The 16,754-nt window shown below is 69.9% G+C and carries 13 protein-coding genes; 5 read left to right on the forward strand and 8 right to left on the reverse strand.

Annotated features, from left to right (window positions below):
• Position 1: 1 nt before the first annotated feature.
• A complete protein-coding gene (treS, locus tag ACIHFD_RS54775; protein ID WP_364264377.1) occupies positions 2–1,705 on the reverse strand; it encodes a maltose alpha-D-glucosyltransferase in 1,704 nt (567 codons plus the stop codon).
• Between the two features lie 72 nt (positions 1,706–1,777).
• Positions 1,778–3,877: an alpha-1,4-glucan--maltose-1-phosphate maltosyltransferase gene (locus tag ACIHFD_RS54780; protein WP_397373670.1), complete on the reverse strand. Its 2,100-nt coding sequence runs from the start codon at positions 3,875–3,877 to the stop codon at positions 1,778–1,780.
• A gap of 293 nt (positions 3,878–4,170) precedes the next feature.
• Here ACIHFD_RS54780 and glgP point away from each other — a divergent pair, with 293 nt between their 5' ends.
• Together glgP and ACIHFD_RS54790 are read left to right on the forward strand one after the other, a co-directional pair.
• Entirely contained in the window at positions 4,171–6,753 is a 2,583-nt protein-coding gene (gene glgP / locus ACIHFD_RS54785; RefSeq protein ID WP_397373671.1) for an alpha-glucan family phosphorylase, read from the forward strand.
• Positions 6,754–6,806: 53 nt separating this feature from the next.
• The gene (locus tag ACIHFD_RS54790) at positions 6,807–7,703 is read left to right on the forward strand and encodes a MurR/RpiR family transcriptional regulator (protein ID WP_350729495.1); all 897 of its coding nucleotides are present in this window, start codon (positions 6,807–6,809) and stop codon (positions 7,701–7,703) included.
• On the opposite strand, the gene ACIHFD_RS54795 is transcribed toward ACIHFD_RS54790, so the two are convergent.
• Both ACIHFD_RS54795 and ACIHFD_RS54800 read right to left on the reverse strand, forming a co-directional pair.
• Complete coding sequence (locus ACIHFD_RS54795; RefSeq protein WP_397373672.1) at positions 7,666–9,585, reverse strand: N-acetylmuramoyl-L-alanine amidase; 1,920 nt, start codon at positions 9,583–9,585, stop codon at positions 7,666–7,668. The genes ACIHFD_RS54790 and ACIHFD_RS54795 overlap by 38 nt on opposite strands.
• Positions 9,586–9,689: 104 nt before the next feature.
• On the reverse strand, positions 9,690–10,628 hold the full coding sequence (locus tag ACIHFD_RS54800; protein ID WP_397373673.1) for an LD-carboxypeptidase: 939 nt from the start codon (positions 10,626–10,628) through the stop codon (positions 9,690–9,692).
• 68 nt (positions 10,629–10,696) lie between these two features.
• Between ACIHFD_RS54800 and ACIHFD_RS54805 the strand changes: the two genes are divergently transcribed.
• The gene (locus tag ACIHFD_RS54805) at positions 10,697–11,488 is read left to right on the forward strand and encodes a class I SAM-dependent methyltransferase (RefSeq protein ID WP_397373674.1); all 792 of its coding nucleotides are present in this window, start codon (positions 10,697–10,699) and stop codon (positions 11,486–11,488) included.
• Here ACIHFD_RS54805 and ACIHFD_RS54810 read toward each other — a convergent pair.
• The 4 genes from ACIHFD_RS54810 to ACIHFD_RS54825 all read right to left on the reverse strand — a co-directional run bounded on the left by ACIHFD_RS54810 (position 11,485) and on the right by ACIHFD_RS54825 (position 15,843).
• The gene (locus ACIHFD_RS54810) at positions 11,485–12,456 is read right to left on the reverse strand and encodes a zinc-binding dehydrogenase (RefSeq protein ID WP_397373675.1); all 972 of its coding nucleotides are present in this window, start codon (positions 12,454–12,456) and stop codon (positions 11,485–11,487) included. The two genes, ACIHFD_RS54805 and ACIHFD_RS54810, sit on opposite strands and share 4 nt — an antisense overlap.
• A 72-nt stretch (positions 12,457–12,528) precedes the next feature.
• Positions 12,529–13,311, reverse strand: coding sequence for an SDR family NAD(P)-dependent oxidoreductase (locus tag ACIHFD_RS54815; protein WP_397373676.1), 783 nt, complete (start codon positions 13,309–13,311; stop codon positions 12,529–12,531).
• The gene (locus ACIHFD_RS54820) at positions 13,308–14,582 is read right to left on the reverse strand and encodes a beta-ketoacyl-[acyl-carrier-protein] synthase family protein (RefSeq protein WP_397373677.1); all 1,275 of its coding nucleotides are present in this window, start codon (positions 14,580–14,582) and stop codon (positions 13,308–13,310) included. The genes ACIHFD_RS54815 and ACIHFD_RS54820 overlap by 4 nt, the downstream gene beginning before the upstream one ends.
• 232 nt (positions 14,583–14,814) lie before the next feature.
• Complete coding sequence (locus tag ACIHFD_RS54825; protein WP_397373678.1) at positions 14,815–15,843, reverse strand: 3-oxoacyl-ACP synthase III family protein; 1,029 nt, start codon at positions 15,841–15,843, stop codon at positions 14,815–14,817.
• Between the two features lie 176 nt (positions 15,844–16,019).
• Here ACIHFD_RS54825 and ACIHFD_RS54830 point away from each other — a divergent pair, with 176 nt between their 5' ends.
• A complete protein-coding gene (locus tag ACIHFD_RS54830) occupies positions 16,020–16,268 on the forward strand; it encodes an acyl carrier protein (RefSeq protein ID WP_397373679.1) in 249 nt (82 codons plus the stop codon).
• 114 nt (positions 16,269–16,382) lie between these two features.
• Complete coding sequence (locus ACIHFD_RS54835) at positions 16,383–16,643, forward strand: hypothetical protein (RefSeq protein ID WP_397373680.1); 261 nt, start codon at positions 16,383–16,385, stop codon at positions 16,641–16,643.
• Positions 16,644–16,754 lie beyond the last annotated feature (111 nt).

Genomic DNA, 16,754 nt, shown 5'->3' on the forward strand with positions numbered 1-16,754 from the left:
CCTACTCCTCCTGGGTGATGGCCGGCGGGAGTGTGAACCAGTAGAACCCATGCCCAGGAAGCGTCAAAAGATACGGAAGTTCGCCAATTGCCGGGAATGGGACCCCACCCATCGTCTCCACGGGGGAGACGCCGACGAATCTCCGCAGGTCAAGCTCGACCGGCTGGGGGAAGCGTGACAGGTTGTTCACGCAGAGCATCCGGTCGTCCCCCAGCTCCCTGACGAACGCGAGCACGCTGGGGTTGGAGGAGTTGAGCTCCGCGTAACCGCCCAGCCCGAACACCGGGTGCCGCTTGCGGATCTCGATCATGCGCTTGGTCCAGTGCAGCAGCGAGCCGGCGTTGCGCTGCTGGGCCTCGACGTTGAGGCCCTGGTAGCCGTAGATCGGGTCCATGATGACCGGCAGGTAGAGCCGGCCGGGGTCGCAGTCGGAGAAGCCGGCGTTGCGGTCGGGGTCCCACTGCATGGGCGTGCGCACGCCGTCGCGGTCGCCGAGCCAGATGTTGTCGCCCATGCCGATCTCGTCGCCGTAGTAGAGCACGGGGGAGCCGGGCAGCGACAGGAGCAGCGCGGTGAACAGCTCGATCTGGTTGCGGTCGTTCTCCAGCAGGGGCGCCAGGCGGCGGCGGATGCCGACGTTCGCCCGCATGCGGGGGTCCTTGGCGTACTCGGCGTACATGTAGTCGCGCTCCTCGTCCGTGACCATCTCGAGCGTCAGCTCGTCGTGGTTACGGAGGAAGATCCCCCACTGGCAGTGCTCCGGAATTTTCGGCGTTTGCGCCAAGATTTCGGAAATGGGGTAGCGAGACTCCCGGCGTACGGCCATGAAGATGCGCGGCATCAGCGGGAAGTGGAAGGCCATGTGGCACTCGTCCCCGCCGCCCACCGGGTCGCCGAAGTACTCCACCACGTCCGACGGCCACTGGTTGGCCTCGGCGAGCAGCACCCGGTCGGGGTAGATCCGGTCGATCTCGGCCCTGATCCGCTTGAGGTACTCGTGGGTCCTCGGCAGGTTCTCGCAGTTGGTGCCCTCCTCCTCGAAGAGGTACGGCACCGCGTCCAGCCGGAACCCGTCGATGCCCAGGTCCAGCCAGAAGCGCAGGACCTCCAGCATGGCCTCCTGCACGTCCGGGTTCTCGTAGTTGAGGTCGGGCTGGTGGTGGAAGAAGCGGTGCCAGTAGTACTGGCCGCGCACCGGGTCGTAGGTCCAGTTGGACGTCTCGGTGTCGATGAAGATGATCCGGGCGTCCTGGTACTTCTCATCGGAGTCGGACCAGACGTAGAAGTCGCCGAACGGCCCCTCGGGGTCGTGACGCGAGGCCTGGAACCACGGGTGGGCGTCGCTGGTGTGGTTCATGACGAGGTCGGCGATGACGCGCATGCCGCGTTTGTGCGCCTCGTCCACGAGCTTCACGAAGTCTCCCAGGTCCCCGAACTCGGGCAGGATCTTCATGAAGTCCGCGATGTCGTAGCCGCCGTCGCGCAGTGGCGACTCGAAGAGCGGCAGCAGCCACAGGCAGTCGACCCCGAGCCACTGGAGGTAGTCGAGCTTGTCGATGAGACCTCTGATGTCGCCCGTCCCGTCGCCGTTGGAGTCGGCGAAACCCCGGATCAGGACCTCGTAGAAAACCGCGCGTTTGTACCAGTACGGATCGCGCGGCTTTTCCTCGTCAAAGGTGTTGGGAATGGGTGTGGTTGAGCTCATGAGCCACTCCGGGAGTGGCTCATGACGGAGGCGCTTTCACACACGTTGAAGACTCCCCGCTGAATTCAGTTCTTACCGTGGAGCGGCTCGGACGGTGAGAATATGGGCAGGCTGGATGTGGGGATCGAGGCGCACGTAGTTGCTCTGCCGCCAGCGGTACGACTCACCCGAGAGTTCGTCGTCCACGACGAACTCGGCGTTCCAGTCGAGTCCGATGGCAGGAAGGTCAAGTTCTACGGTCGCCTCGTGGGTATGGTGCGGATCCAGGTTGACGACCGCCAGTACCACGTCGCCCGGCCCGTGCCTACGCGTGGCCGGATCATAGGCGCCGGGAAGCCGCTTCGAGAAGCAGACGATGTCCGGCTGGTCGACCCTGTGGATCCGTAGATTACGCAATTCCTGCAGTGCGGGATGCGCTCTTCGGAACAAATTCAGGTGGGTGAGGAAGGGCGCCAGGCTCCACCCCTCACGTTCGGCGGTAACCCAATCGCGAGGTTTGTACTGATATTTCTCGCTATCGAGGTATTCCTCGCTGCCGGGGCGTACCGGAATGTTCTCTATAAGCTCATATCCGGAGTAAACCCCCCAACTCGGCGAGCCGAGCGCCGCCAGCACCGCCCTGATCTTGAAGGCGGGGATTCCGCCGTGCTGCAGGTATTCGTGCAGGATGTCCGGCGTGTTCACGAAGAGGTTGGGGCGCACGTAGGTGGGAGTCTCGTGGGAGAGCTCCATGAGGTACGACTCCACCTCGGGCTTGGTGTTGCGCCAGGTGAAGTACGTGTAGGACTGGTGGAACCCGACCTTGCCCAGCATGCGCAGCATCGGGGGCCTGGTGAACGCCTCCGACAGGAAGATCACGTCGGGGTCGGTGGTGTGCACGTCGGCCAGCAGCCGCTCCCAGAACCCGACCGGCTTCGTGTGCGGGTTGTCCACCCGGAAGATCCGCACGCCGTGGGCCATCCAGCGCATCAGCACCCGCTTGACCTCGGCGTAGATGCCCTCGGGGTCCTTGTCGAAGTTGATCGGGTAGATGTCCTGATACTTCTTCGGCGGGTTCTCGGCGTAGGCGATGGAGCCGTCGGCCCTGATCGTGAACCACTCGGGGTGCTCCTTCACCCACGGGTGGTCGGGCGAGCACTGGAGCGCGAGGTCGATCGCGATCTCCATGCCCAGCTCTTTGGCGCGGCCGACGAACACGTCGAAGTCCTCGAACGTGCCCAGGTCGGGATGGATGGCGTCGTGGCCGCCGTCCTCGGAGCCGATGGCCCAGGGGGAGCCGGGCTCGTCGGGCTCGGGGCTGAGCGTGTTGTTGCGGCCCTTGCGGAACGTCGCGCCGATGGGGTGGATCGGCGGCAGATAGACGACGTCGAAGCCCATCTTGGCGATGGCGGGGAGGCGCTTGGCAGCAGTCTGGAAATTTCCGGACTTGGAGATGCCGAGCTCGTTGACGACCGCGCCTTCCGACCTGGGGAAGAACTCGTACCAGGAGCCGTACAGCGCCCGGCGCCGGTCCACTCTGATCTTGTTCGACTTGGACCTGGTCACCAGCTCCCGGAACGGGTGCGACTCCAGCAGCGCGGCCGTCTCCGGCAGTTGCGCGATCGACAGCCGGGCCCTGGGGTCCAGGTCCTCGTCGCGCAGCGTGGCGGAGACCGACAGCAGGGCGGCACGGTGCCCGCAGGCGCTGTCGCCGTTGCCGTTCCCCTTGGAGCGGCCGTTCGGGCCGCCGTTGGAGCCGTTCGAGCCGTTCTTGGGCTTGCCGTTGGGGCAGTCGGCCGTGCGCACGGCCTTCGCCGCCCGCTCGAACAGCCGGGCGCCCTCCTCGCACATCAGATCCACGTCCATGCCGCGAGGGATCTTGATCTCGGCGTCGTGCAGCCATGTGCTGATCGGGTCGCTCCACGCCTCTACCCGGAACAGCCAGTCACCCTCGGCGGGAAGGGAGACCTCCACGCCCCAGCGGTCGGTGCCGGGGGCGAGCTCGCGCATCCGTCTCAGACGGGCACGCTGCCCATCGGGCGAGGTGAGCACCACGCCCGCGGCCACGGCGTCGTGGCCCTCTCTGAACACGGTCGCCGAGACCTCGAAGGTCTCGCCGGCGACCGCCTTGGCGGGCCACTGCCCGCAGTCGACGACGGGGGAGATGTCCGTGATGGGAATTCGTCCGATCATCGCATTCAAGGGTTGGCGACGGCGCGCTCGGTGCCGCCGGAGGCTTTCCGTGGGTGCAGACTCCGCGTCCCGGCGGTGGGCCGCTGGAAGCGAACCACCGTGGTCGGAACGATCCTTGCATGTAAATTGTGGACAGCAGCGGATAGACCTCCCGAGTGTGTCCGCGGGAGTGCCAACATTCAGGAAAGTTGCCCCAATCGTCCGTCTTCATGCTTGTTCCCGGAAGGGGTTTGAACGGTCTTCTTGGGGGTGAAGGACTGAGAGGTCCCTCCTAGCCCGTAGGGTGCAGAAACGTGAGAGCAATCCGCCGGTTTACCGTCCGCACCGTCCTGCCCGCGGAGCTGGCCGCCCTCGGCGAGCTCGTCCACAATCTCCGCTGGTCCTGGCACCCGGAGACGCTGGACCTCTTCGCGGAGGTGGACGCAGCCCTCTGGGAGCAGGTCGGGCACGACCCCGTGGCCCTGCTCGGCGCCGTCACCCCCGCCCGGCTCAGCGAGCTGGCCGCAGATCGCCGCTTCCTGCGCCGCCTCGCCGACGCGGCCGACGACCTACGCGAATACATGACCTCCCCGCGCTGGTACCAGACGCTTCCCGACGGGGCGCGGGCCATCGCGTACTTCTCCCCTGAATACGGCATCGCCGCCGCCCTCCCGCAGTATTCGGGCGGCCTCGGCATCCTGGCCGGAGACCACCTCAAAGCCGCCAGCGACCTGGGCGTGCCGATCCTCGCGGTCGGCCTGCTCTACCGTCACGGCTACTTCACGCAGTCGCTGTCGCCGGAGGGCTGGCAGCTGGAGCACTACCCGTCGCTCGACGCGGGCGGCCTGCCGCTCAGCCTGCTGAAGGACGCCGCCGGCGAGACGGTCAAGATCCGCCTAGCCCTGCCGGGCGAGCGCGAGCTGCACGCGCAGGTGTGGGTGGCGCAGGTCGGACGGGTGCCGCTGCTGCTGCTCGACTCCGACGTGGCCGAGAACGACACGGCCGCCCGCGACATCACCGACCGCCTCTACGGCGGGGGCACCGACCACCGGCTCATGCAGGAGCTGCTGCTGGGCGTGGGCGGCGTACGCGCCATCAGGGCGTACTGCAAGATCACCGGGCATGCCGATCCCGAGGTGTTCCACACGAACGAGGGGCACGCCGGCTTCCTCGGCCTGGAGCGCATCCGCGAGCTCACCGAGGCGCGGCTCTCGTTCGACGAGGCGCTGGAGGCGGTGCGGGCGGGCACCGTGTTCACCACGCACACGCCCGTCCCCGCGGGCATCGACAGGTTCCCCGTGGACATGATCGAGCGCCACTTCGGCGGCGCGAACGCCTGGCCGACCGTGCCCGTGGAGCGGATCCTGGCGCTGGGCGCCGAGGCCGATCCCACCCGGTTCAACATGGCCGTCATGGGCATGCGGCTGGCCCAGCGGGTCAACGGCGTCTCCGTGCTGCACGGCCAGGTCAGCCGGGAGATGTTCAAGGATCTCTGGCCCGGATTCGACGTGGCCGAGGTGCCGATCGGGTCGATCACCAACGGTGTGCACGCGCCCACCTGGGTCGGCAGGGAGCTCATGGAGCTGGCCGAGCGCGAGCTGCCCTCGCTGCTGGAGCGGGCCCGTGGCTGGGAGGGCATCCAGAAGATCTCCGACGCCGACCTCTGGCAGATCAGGGGCACGCTGCGGCAGCGGCTCGTCGAGGGCGCCCGGGTGCGCCTGCGCAGGTCGTGGCGCGAGCGCGGCGCCTCGGACGCCGAGCTCGGGTGGATCGACGACGCGCTCGACCCCGACGTGCTGACCATCGGCTTCGCCCGGCGGGTGCCGTCGTACAAGCGGCTGACGCTGATGCTGCGCGATCCCCGGCGGCTCACCGAGCTGCTGCTCGACCCGGACAAGCCGGTCCAGATCGTGATCGCCGGCAAGGCGCACCCCGCGGACGAGGGCGGGAAGAAGCTGATCCAGCAGATCGTCAAGTTCGCCGATCAGGCGCACGTGCGCCACCGCATCGTCTTCCTGCCCGACTACGACATGGCGCTCGGCCAGCTCATGACCCAGGGCTGCGACGTCTGGCTGAACAACCCGCTGCGCCCGCTGGAGGCGTCCGGCACCTCGGGGATGAAGTCCGCGCTGAACGGCGGGCTCAACCTGTCGATCCGCGACGGCTGGTGGGACGAGTGGTACGACGGCACCAACGGCTGGGCGATCCCGACCGCCGACGGCGTGACGGACACCGACCGGCGCGACGAGCTGGAGGCCGCCGCCCTCTACGACCTGATCGAGCACGAGGTGTCCGACCGGTTCTACGACCGTCCCGTGGACGGGCTGCCGCGGCGCTGGCTGGAGATGGTCAAGCACACGCTCACCTCGCTGGGCCACAAGGTGCTGGCCGGTCGCATGCTGCGGGACTACGTGGTCGACCTGTACAGCCCGGCCGCCGCCGCGGCCAACGCGCTGTCGGCCGACTCGTACGCGCCCGCGAAGGCGTTCGCGGCCTGGCGGGTCCGGGTCACCAGGGCCTGGCCCGGGGTGCGCGTCGAGCACGTCGAGGCCTCGGGCGTGGGGGACACGCCGGAGGTGGGCGCCTCCATCGAGCTGCACGCCACGATCGCGCTCGGCGACCTGGAGCCTGACGACGTGCTGGTCGAGGCCGCCTACGGCAAGGTCGGGCCGCACGACGAGCTGATGCGTCCGACGTACGCGAAGCTGACCGTCGCGTCGGCGGGCGACGACGGCCGGGCCCACTACACGGGCACGGTGCCGCTCGACCGGACTGGAGCGTTCGGATACACCGTGCGCGTCGTTCCTTTCCACCCGCTCGTGGCCACCCCCGCCGAGCTCGGCCTGATCGCCGTGCCGGAGGAGCCCGTGGGCATGACAAATGGCACATTGCGTTAATCAGGGGCACCCGCGAACGGCATATCGCGTTAAACGGACGGCATAATCAGGACGTGGACGACAGCGGGAACGGCATGCGGGCCGACACTCTGGTGGCCACGGTCCGCGGTGTGCTGCCGTCCCTGACGCCGGCCGCGCAGACCGTCGCCCGGCTCATCCTGGAGGACCCCGCGACGGTGGCCAGGAGCACCATCACGGAGCTCTCCGCCGCCTCGGGCACCAGCGAGGCCACGATCGTGCGCACGGCGAGGCTGCTCGGGTTCGCGGGATACCCGCAGCTCCGGCTGGCCTTAGCCGCTGCCGCCGCGCAGCCCGACCGGCTCGTGCCCGGCGACCTGGCGCCGGACGACCCGTTGTCGGAGGTCATCCAGAAGGTCGCGCGGGCCGAGTCGGAGGCGATCAACGACACCGTGGCCCAGCTGACCTCCGAGCGGCTGGGCCTGGTCGTGGACGCCATCGTGGGTGCCCGGCGGATCGACGCGTACGGCGTGGGCGCCTCCGGGCTGGTGGCCGAGGACGTCGCGCAGAAGCTGCTGCGCATCGGGCTGTCCAGCCACGCCTTCCAGGACGCGCACCTGGCGCTGACCAGCGCGGTGCTGCTCAGGGAGGGCGACGTCGCGATCGGCATCAGCACGTCGGGGGAGACGCCCGACGTGATCGAGCCGCTGACCCGGGCCAAGGAGGCCGGGGCCACCACGGTCGCCATCACGAACAACCCGCGCTCGTCCATCGCGGAGCTGGCCGAACACGTGCTGATCTCCGCCGGGCGCGAGACGGAGTTCCGTCCCGGCGCCCTGGCCAGCCGGATCAGCCAGCTCCTCGTCGTCGACTGCGTGTTCGTCGGCGTCGCCCAGCGCACGTACGACTCCTCTCAGGAGGCGCTCGCGAGCACCAGGCGCGCCGTCAAGGAGTTCACCCGGAGAACGTCACCTGCACGTCGTCAGCCTTGACGAACATGACGCGGTGGCCGAACTGGATCTGCAGGTACTTCGTCTTGCCCCGGACCACCTTGTGGTCCTGGTCCATGGTGAAGGTGACCGCCCGGTAGTACTCCGCGGGCGCCGCCCCGGCGAGCGTGTACTTCTCGCCTGCCGAGAACGTGTACTGCAGCGGGGTCACCGCCTGGTACGGGATGTCCGCCGGGTACGCCTCCTGCTCCGGGTACGCCCTGCCGAACACCGGGACGGTGGCCTTGCCCGGCTTCGGGGTGACCACGAGGCCGGCTGACGGGACGGCGGTCGGCGCGCTCGCCGGGTTGAGGAACCACGCCTTCTGACCCAGGTACCAGATGGCCGTCCAGTCGCCCTGGCGCTCGGCCACGGCGAAGCGCTGGCCGGTGGTGGCGCGGGCGCTGTGGTCGTACACGCTGTAGAGGGACTCGCCCGTGGGGTGCTTGCCGATGTCCTTGACCAGCGGCGCGTCCGCCCTCGGCTCGGTGCGCAGCCAGACCGTGCTCGCGGGGAGCGGCGGGCAGGCGTTCTCCGGGTTCTTGCGGTCACACCCATAGAAGTACGGCTTGTTCGACGCGAAGTCCGGCTTGATCATGACCGAGCCGGAGTTGGGCCCGCCGAACCGGTGCAACGGGGCGCCCATCAGCTGGAAGTAGTGCGCCCAGTCCCAGAACGGGCCCGGGTCCTCGTGCATCTGCTTCACGGTCGTGGGCAGCGTGCCGGGGACGTTGTCGTGGCCCAGGATGTGGGCGCGGTCGAGCGGGATGCCGTACCTGAACGCCAGGTAGCGGACCAGCCGGGCGCTCGAGCGGTACATCGCCTCGGTGTACCAGGTGCTGCCCTCGGCCAGGAAGCCCTCGTGCTCGATGCCGATGGACTTGGCGTTGACGTACCAGTTGCCGGCCTGCCAGGCGACGTCCTTGCCCTTGATGTGCTGGGCGATGTGGCCGTCGCTGGAGCGTACGGAGTACTGCCAGCTTGCGCCGTACTTCGGGTCCTGGTTCAGGCGGATGGAGGAGTCGAAGTATCCCTCCATGTCATGGATGATGATGTACTCGATCTTCTGGCTGACCGGCCGGTTCGCCAGGTCGTAGTGCCCGTAGTCGTCCGGGGGCAGCTCCTGGTACCCGGACGGGATCCACTCGCACGAGACCGAGGCCGGGCACTCCACGCCGTCCGTCCTGGACGGGCGGAGACCGAGCTTCTCCAGCCACTTCTCGATCTTCTCCAGGCCCGGGACCGCCGGGAGGGCGACCTGCTGGCCGTCGTCCGTGGTGCGCGCGGCGCCGTCCTTGATCGTCGTGAACACCTCGTCGGCGAAGAACTTCGCCGCCCCGGCCTCCTGGGCGCCGGAGTACCTGGCGACGGCGCCGTACCACTCGGCGGGGTTGGCGCTCAGCGGCGCGCCGAGCGCCTTCTGGTAGTCGGCGAGCAGCGCGGCGCCGCCCCGGATGTTGGCGACGTCGTCCGTGCGCAGCCGCTCGTGGGTCTCGCCGGTGAGCTGCGCGGCCTTCTCCATGGTGCGGAGGGAGGCGGGGATCTCGGCGGGTGACGCCTGGGGTTCGGGGGCGGGCAGGGGCCGGGTCTCGTCGCCCCGGGCGTCCTCCTCGCCCTCGCTGTGATGGTTGGAGGCGGTGTACGCGGCGGCGTCGGTGAGATGCATGGGCCCGAACCCGGCGTCGTTGGACGGCTGCCCGGCATGGGCCTCCCACCGCGACTCCAGGTAGGACACGCCGAGCAGGACGCTCTCGGGGACCTTGAACTCCTGCGCGGCGGCCGCGAAGGCCTGCTGCCGATCAGCGGGATCCTGGGCGTGAGCTGGAACGATGCCAGAAGTTAAGGGCAGCGCGGCGACCGCGGAGATCGCCAATAGGCGGCGCATGAACCACTCCTTGGGGCTGGGGGCACCTGGTGCAGATCAGCGTCTCAACATTTTCCTTCGTAAGCGAGATCTTTGCGAAGAGATTCTTCATCGCTTAACGCGGATCATCTGACGGCGGCCTGCACGGTCAGGGTGCCCGCGGCCGTGTCGATCGTGGCCTCCGTGCCGATGGGGATGGTCGGCGGGTTGTCGCCGTGCCCGGCCGGCAGGCCGCCGAGGATCGGGACGCCGAGCCGGTCGAGGTGGTCGCGCAGCACGTCCACGACGCCCCAGCCGCCCAGCGTCGGGTCCCCGTCGTCCTGCTCGAACCCCCGGAACTGCCCGAGCGCGATGCCCCGTACGCCGTCGAGCGCTCCCGAGCGGGACAGCTGCGTCAGGGAGCGGTCGACCTCGCCCAGACCGGTGCCGCGGTTGTCCTCCAGGAAGAGGATCGCTCCCTCCAGGCTGGGCAGCCCGGCGCCGACCTGCGTGCGGACCGCGCTCAGGTTGCCGCCGATCAGCGTGCCCGTGGCGCTGCCCGCCGCGCCGACCTGCGCGGTGACCTCGGACGGGTCGCGGTGGACGGTGACGGGGTCGGTGGTCATCAGGGCGCGGCGCAGCGCCTCGGCCGACGCCGGTCCCGTGACGGACGCGTTCCAGTTGACGAAGGGGCCGTGCAGGCCGGCCAGGCGGCAGTGCCGCCACACGGCCAGGTGGAGGTGGGTGATGTCGCTGAAGCCGATCACGGGTTTGGGGTCACGCGCGAGCGCGTCGAAGTCCAGGTCGTCCACGATCCGGTACGCGCCCTTGCCGCCCCTCGTCGCGAACACGGCCCGTACGCCCGGATCCCGGAAGGCGTCGTTCAGGTCGGCGGCGCGCTCCTCGTCGCGGCCCGCCATGTAGCCCCACTGGTCGAAGGCGTGCTCGGCCAGCTCGACCCGGAGGCCCCACGAGGTGAGGAGTTCGACTCCGGCGGCGACCAGGTCGGGGTTGGGCGGGGAGGCAGGGGAGACGACCCGGACGCGATCGCCGGACATCAGGCGGGGAGCTCGTAAGGTGTCCATCGCCTGGCACCTTATTGGGTGGACTTTATTGGGTGGACCGGGTGCGATGATCGTGCGAGGCTCGCTTCGTGTCGGACTACTACCGTGACCTGGCCGTCGACTACCACTGGATCTTGGCCGACGAGGTCGTGAATGCCCCGGGCGTGATCGGCGGCACGTCCGTCTCCCGCCGGGAGTTCATCCAAGCCGTGGTCGACACCCTGCCGCCGGGCGCCCCCGTGCTCGACTGCGCCTGCGGCATCGGGGCGGACGCCATGGCGCTGGCGCACGCCGGGTTCCGGGTGACCGCCACCGACGGCAGCCCGCAGATGGTCGCGGAGGCGCGCCGCCGCGTGCCCGCCGGCGTGGAGCTGCTCACCTCCCGGTGGGAGGACCTGCCCGCCGCCGTGACCGGGCCGTACGAGCTGGTGCTGTGCCTGGGCAACTCCCTCGTCCACACGGGGTCGCGCGAGGCCATGGTGGCGGCGCTGTCGGGGATGCGGCAGGTGCTGTCCCCGACCGGCACGCTGATCGTCGACTCCCGCAACTGGGAGCTGCTTTATCGCGAGCGCCGGCGGATCGTGGTCGGTGACCGGGTGCGCGAGCGGGACGGCGTACGGTCCACCTGCGTCTACGTCTGGACCTTCCCCGAGAGCTTCGGCGAGCCGTGCCTGGCCGAGATCCTGTTCATCCAGGAGCACCCCGACGGCACGCTCAGCCACCACCGGCACACCATCGACTTCCTGCCGTTCACCCCCGCCGACCTGGAGGAGCGGCTGGCCGAGGCCGGGTTCACCGTCGTCGGCTCGTCCTACCGCCCCGAGAACCCGCAGTACGCCATCGCGGCCAAGGCAATCGCGGCTCAGGGGATTCGCGGCTAAGGGATGAGCACGACCTTGCCCGTCGTACGCCTGCTTTCGAGCGCGGCGTGGGCGGCCGCCGCCTCCGCGAGCGGGAACGTCTGCACGGCCGGGGCCAGCGTGCCGTCGGCGAGCGCCGCCAGCGCCCTGACCTCGTAGTCCGGCCGCGTGTTCGGCTCGCCGAGCAGCAGCATCAGGGCGTTGGTCACGGTGAGGCCGCGCTCCTCCACCGTCCGGGAGTCCGGCTGGAACTCCTGCCGGGAGGCGTTGCCGATGGTGACGTAGCGGCCGCCGTCGGCCAGCAGCCCGAACGCGGCCCGCGCCCTGTCGCCGCCGACCCCGTCGAGCAGGGCGGTGACCGCGCGGCCGCCCAGCTCCCTGGCGACGGTCTCCTCCCAGCCCGGCTGGTCGTAGTCGACGGCGAGGTCCGCCCCGAGGTCGCGTACGGCCGCCACCTTCGCGGCCCCGCCCGCCGCGCCGACCACCCTGGCGCCGAGGCCGCGCGCGTACTGGACGATCAGGCGCCCGATACCGCCGGCCGCCGAGGTTACCAGCACGACGTCGTCAGTGGTCAGCTTGGCCACGTCCAGGAACTGCAGCGCCGTCACCCCGGTGACGACCATGGCCACCGCCGTCTCGTAGACGGAGGTGATCGGGTGCACGGACGTCACGTCCGCGACCGCCAGCTCCGCGTAGCCGCCGGGGCGGCCGTTCGCGGTCACCACATCACGCCCGATCCAGGACGGATCCACCCCGGGACCCACCTGGTCCACGCGTCCGGCCACCTCGCCGCCGAAGATCGCCGGGAGCTCCGGCAGCGGCGGCGTCATGCCACCGGTCGCCCCTGACCGCATGGTCGTCTCGATCAGGTGCACCCCGGCCGCCTTGACGGCGATGCGAACCTGGCCGGGTCCCGGCTCGGGGTCGGGCACGCTCTCGTAGCGGAGGTTCTCGGCGGGGCCGAAGGTGTGCAGGACGACGGCATGCATGGCGCACTCCCGGAGACAGCGGTCAACTCGTCTTCCGAGCCTGCAACCTCAACCTTGCTTGATGTCAACCGGTCACAGGAAGCCGCGGCCGGCGGCGGCGCGGGCGTACCCCTCGACCCCCATGAGGCGCTGCACCCGCGCCCCGGCCCCGGGCCACACGCTCGCCAGCCCGGCCGCGACGCGGACGGGCAGCGGCGCGACGTCGATCTCGGCGGCGTCGGTCAGGATGGCCCGGCACACCGCCCGCGCCACGTGCAGCGGGCTGCGCGTCATCCATGGGGGCACGGTCAGCGAGGTACGGGTGAGCATCCCGGCGTCGCGCACCAGCCCCGGGCAGATGACGGAGACGCCGACGCCGTAGGGCGCCAGGTCCATCCTGGCCGCATGCCCGAACCCCCGCAGGCCATGCTTGGTCGCGTTATAGACGGCTAGATGCGGATGCGCCATCTTTCCGCCGATCGAGCTCATGAACACCAGGTGGCCACGCCCGTTGGCCACCATCCGCTCGGCGGCCAGGCGGGCCATCACGAGCGGCACGCGCAGGTTGAGCTCCAGGTAGTGGTCGATCTCGTCGAGATCGTGATCGGTCATCCGCGCGGGAGCGATGACCCCGGCGTTGGCCACCAGGATGTCGACCGGTCCGGCCTGCTTCATCATCTTCGCGATGGCTTTGCGGCCCGTCAGGTCGGCGGGGACGGCACGCCCGCCCACCTCCGTGGCCAGCGTCTCCAGCACGCCGGCGTCGCGGCCGGTCAGGACCAGGTGCACGCCGTGCCGCGCGAGCGCGCGGGCCGTGGCCTGGCCGATGCCACCGCTGGCGCCCGTGACCAGGGCGATCGTGCCCGCCAGTTTCATCGGTCCTCCTGGAACGGGGTGAAGACGAGGGTCGCGTTGTGCCCCCCGAACGCGAACGAGTTGGACAGCACCGGGCCGGGAACGACGGGGCGCGGCGCGGTCACGACGTCGACGGGGCAGGCCGGGTCCCGGCGGTCGAGGTTCGCGGTGGGGTGGATGGTGCGCTCGATCAGGGTCAGCACGCTGATCACGGCCTCGATCGCGCCCGAGGCCCCCAGGGCGTGGCCGATCACGCTCTTGCTCCCCGTGACCGGCACCGCGTACTCGCCGAACAGCCGCGCGATGGCCCGCGCCTCGATCTCGTCGTTGAGGCGGGTGGAGGTGGCGTGCGCGTTGACGTGGACGACGTCGGCCGCCGCGACCCCGGCGTCGGCCAGCGCGTGACGCATGCAGCGGTACGCGCCGCCGCCCTCGGGGTCGGGGGCCGTGAGGTGATGGCCGTCGGACGTCCGGCCGTACCCGCTCAGCTCGGCGTACACGTGGGCGCCCCGGCGCAGCGCGTCCTCCAGCCGTTCCAGCACGAGGAACGCCGCGCCCTCACCCAGCACGAACCCGTCGCGGTCGGCGTCGAAGGGCCGGCTGGCGCGTCCGGGCTCCGCCGCGCGGCGCGACAGCGCCCCCACCCGCCCGAACCCCACCAGCGCGCTGGCCTGCACCCCCGCCTCCATGCCGCCCGCCAGCACCACGTCCGCCGTCCCGTCGCGGACCAGCCGCATACCCTCACCTATGGCGTGGCTGCCGGAGGCGCACGCGGTCGCCACCGACATGCTCGGGCCGAGGAACGCGTGCCGGATGCTGATCTCGGCGGCGGCGGCGTTGTGCATGCTCATGGGGATGTGCAGGGGGCCCGGCCAGGCGCGTCCGCGCTCGTCCAGGGTGCCGAAGGCGAGCTCCTGGGTGGCGACACCGCCGTACCCGGTCCCCGTCACGACGGCCCGGCGCTCGGGCCCCGCCGCCGTCCGGCCCGCATCGGCCAGGGCGTCGGTCGCGGCGCAGAACGCCAGCCGCGTGACCCGGTCCATCCGGCGGGCGTCCCTGGGCTTCACGTAGCCGTCCAGGTCGAGGTCGGGCACCTGGCAGGCGAAGTCCACCGGCAGGCCCTCGGCGTCGAACGAGGTGATCGTACGTGCCGTCGACCGGCCGGCCAGCAGGGTGTCCCACAGCTCCTTTGGATGGGCGCCTGCTGGGGTACGCACGCCCATGCCGGTGACGGCCACCCGGGCGCGCACCGGACCTCCGCTGGATCGCATGTCCCACATGGAAGTGATCATCGCATGCATTGTCACGAAAAGTAGCGCGACAACTCCGTAGTGTCGCGGCCGTTCACCCCACCCTCAACCCCGCCACACCGGCACCCGCCAGCCTTCAGCGCCGGTCACCGTCCGCCGAGAACCTCCAGCCCCTCACTGCCGGTCACCGACTCCCGGGAACCCCCAGCCCCTCAGCGCCGGTCTCTGCCTCCCGGGAACCCCCGCCCCTCGACACCGGGAGTCTTGGAGGCCGTCACCAGCGCAGCAGCACGGTCCCTGCGCTGACCCCGCTGGCCACCCCCACGAGCGCAACCAGATCGCCGCGCTGCACCCGGCCCGACTGGACCGCCTGGTGCAACTGCACGGGGATCGTGGAGGCGACGAGATTGCCGTGCTCGGCGATGGTCACCACCACCTTCCCCAGCGGGATCCCGGCCGCCTCGCAGAAGGTGTGCAAGGACGACAGGGACGCCTGATGCACGCAGATCGCCGCCATGTCGTCCCAGTCGAGCCCGCGTTCGGCCAGCGGCGCCCGCAGCACGGACCGGTCGAGCTTGTGCACCCCAACGGCCAGCCCCACGGGGTCCACGGTGAACGCGCCCACCTGGTAACCGGCCGAGATGGAACGCGTGACCGGCAGGACGGCGGCGTCCCAGTGTTCCGAGCTGGCGCAGAACCGGTGCCCCAGCACCCCGGGCACCGCACTGGCCTCCAGCAGCATGGCCGTCCCCGAGTCGGAGACGGTGTAGGAGGGCCCGGCGGCGACGAAGTCCGCGTCCGACTCGACCTGCCAGCGGATGGCCGGAGTGGCGACCTCCCCGCACACGATGAGGACCGTACGGTAGCGGCCGGCCGTGATGAGCGTGTCGGCCAGCTCGACCGCGTTCAGAACGCTGTTGCATGCATTGCGTACATCGAATACCGGGCAGCTCGCCCCCAGCTCGGCGGCCACCATGTGCGCGGTGGCGGGCTCGACGGCGTCGACGGTCACCCCCGCATAGATGATCAGGTCTATGACGGGCGGGACATGCCCGGTCTGCTCGAGCAGAGTGCGGGCGGCGGCCGCGGCCATCCCGGCGGCCGTCTGACCGGGAGCGGCCACGTGCCGCCGCTCCACGCCGCTGGCTTGCTCGATGACGCCGAGGGGGATGTGCGTGCCCGGATTACGGGCGGCCAGTAGCTTTTCCAGCTCCGGCGTGGTCAGGCTCTCCTCGGGCAGGTGCACCGCCACCCCGGCCACGTGGGCGTACCGCCTCGGGTACGGCTCGGACTGCGCGGCCACGCCCATCCCCCCTCAAGATCAGGTGCTGCTCAGGATAGGTACGCGGCCCCGCGGGCACCCGTCGCGACCCTCGAAACTTGATCAACTCCTTAACGGCGGGTTCCGCGTCACGAGTGCCCATTTATCGGGCGACCGGCCACGCTAAGTGACAAGACGCTACGAGGAAAGGGCCCGGTGTGAGCGACGAGGAGATCTTGACCGTGGTGCGCGACCGCTGCGTCAGCATCCTGAAGGTCCACCCGAGCCGGGTCACGCTGGACGCGCGGCTCCGCGAGGACCTGGAGGCCGACAGCCTGGACCTCGCCGAACTCCACGTCGCCATGGAGGACACGTGGGGCCCGATGCCTCGCGAAGCCCTCGTCGGCGTACGCACGATCGCCGACGTGCTCGCCCGAGCCCGCCTCTTGGCCGTGGCGCGTACGTGAAGCACGCTCCCGCTCCCTCGTCCCCTGGAGACGCGGGCACGGGTGCGATGAGCGTCGGCGCCTCATCGGCGACAGCACGAATTTGATCTTCTCGTCGGCTACGAAGGAAGCAACATGTACAAGCACGCTCTGACCGCGACCGCCATCGGCGCCGCTCTGCTCTCAGGCCCGGCCGCCATCGCCGACACCCCGCCGAAAGTCTGCGTGAAAATCCCGGTAACGGCCATCGCCCAGTCCTTCATGGATTTCGTCACTACGGGCGATCTGGCCATTCCCATGGAAAAAATTGCGACGGGAGACCAGATCTCCCCTTCTGACTTCTTCCGCGGCAAGCCGCTGAAAGACGTGACCATCCTGGAAAGAACGTCGTGTTAATTTGCCCGCCGCCTCGTTGAGTGTTTCCGGACCGCCTGCCGCTGTACCGGCTGAAGCGCCCTTGCGCCGGTCGCCATCGCGGGCCGGAGTTGCCCCTCGCATCGGTCCTAC

The sequence above is a fragment of the Nonomuraea sp. NPDC051941 genome, from assembly GCF_044593615.1.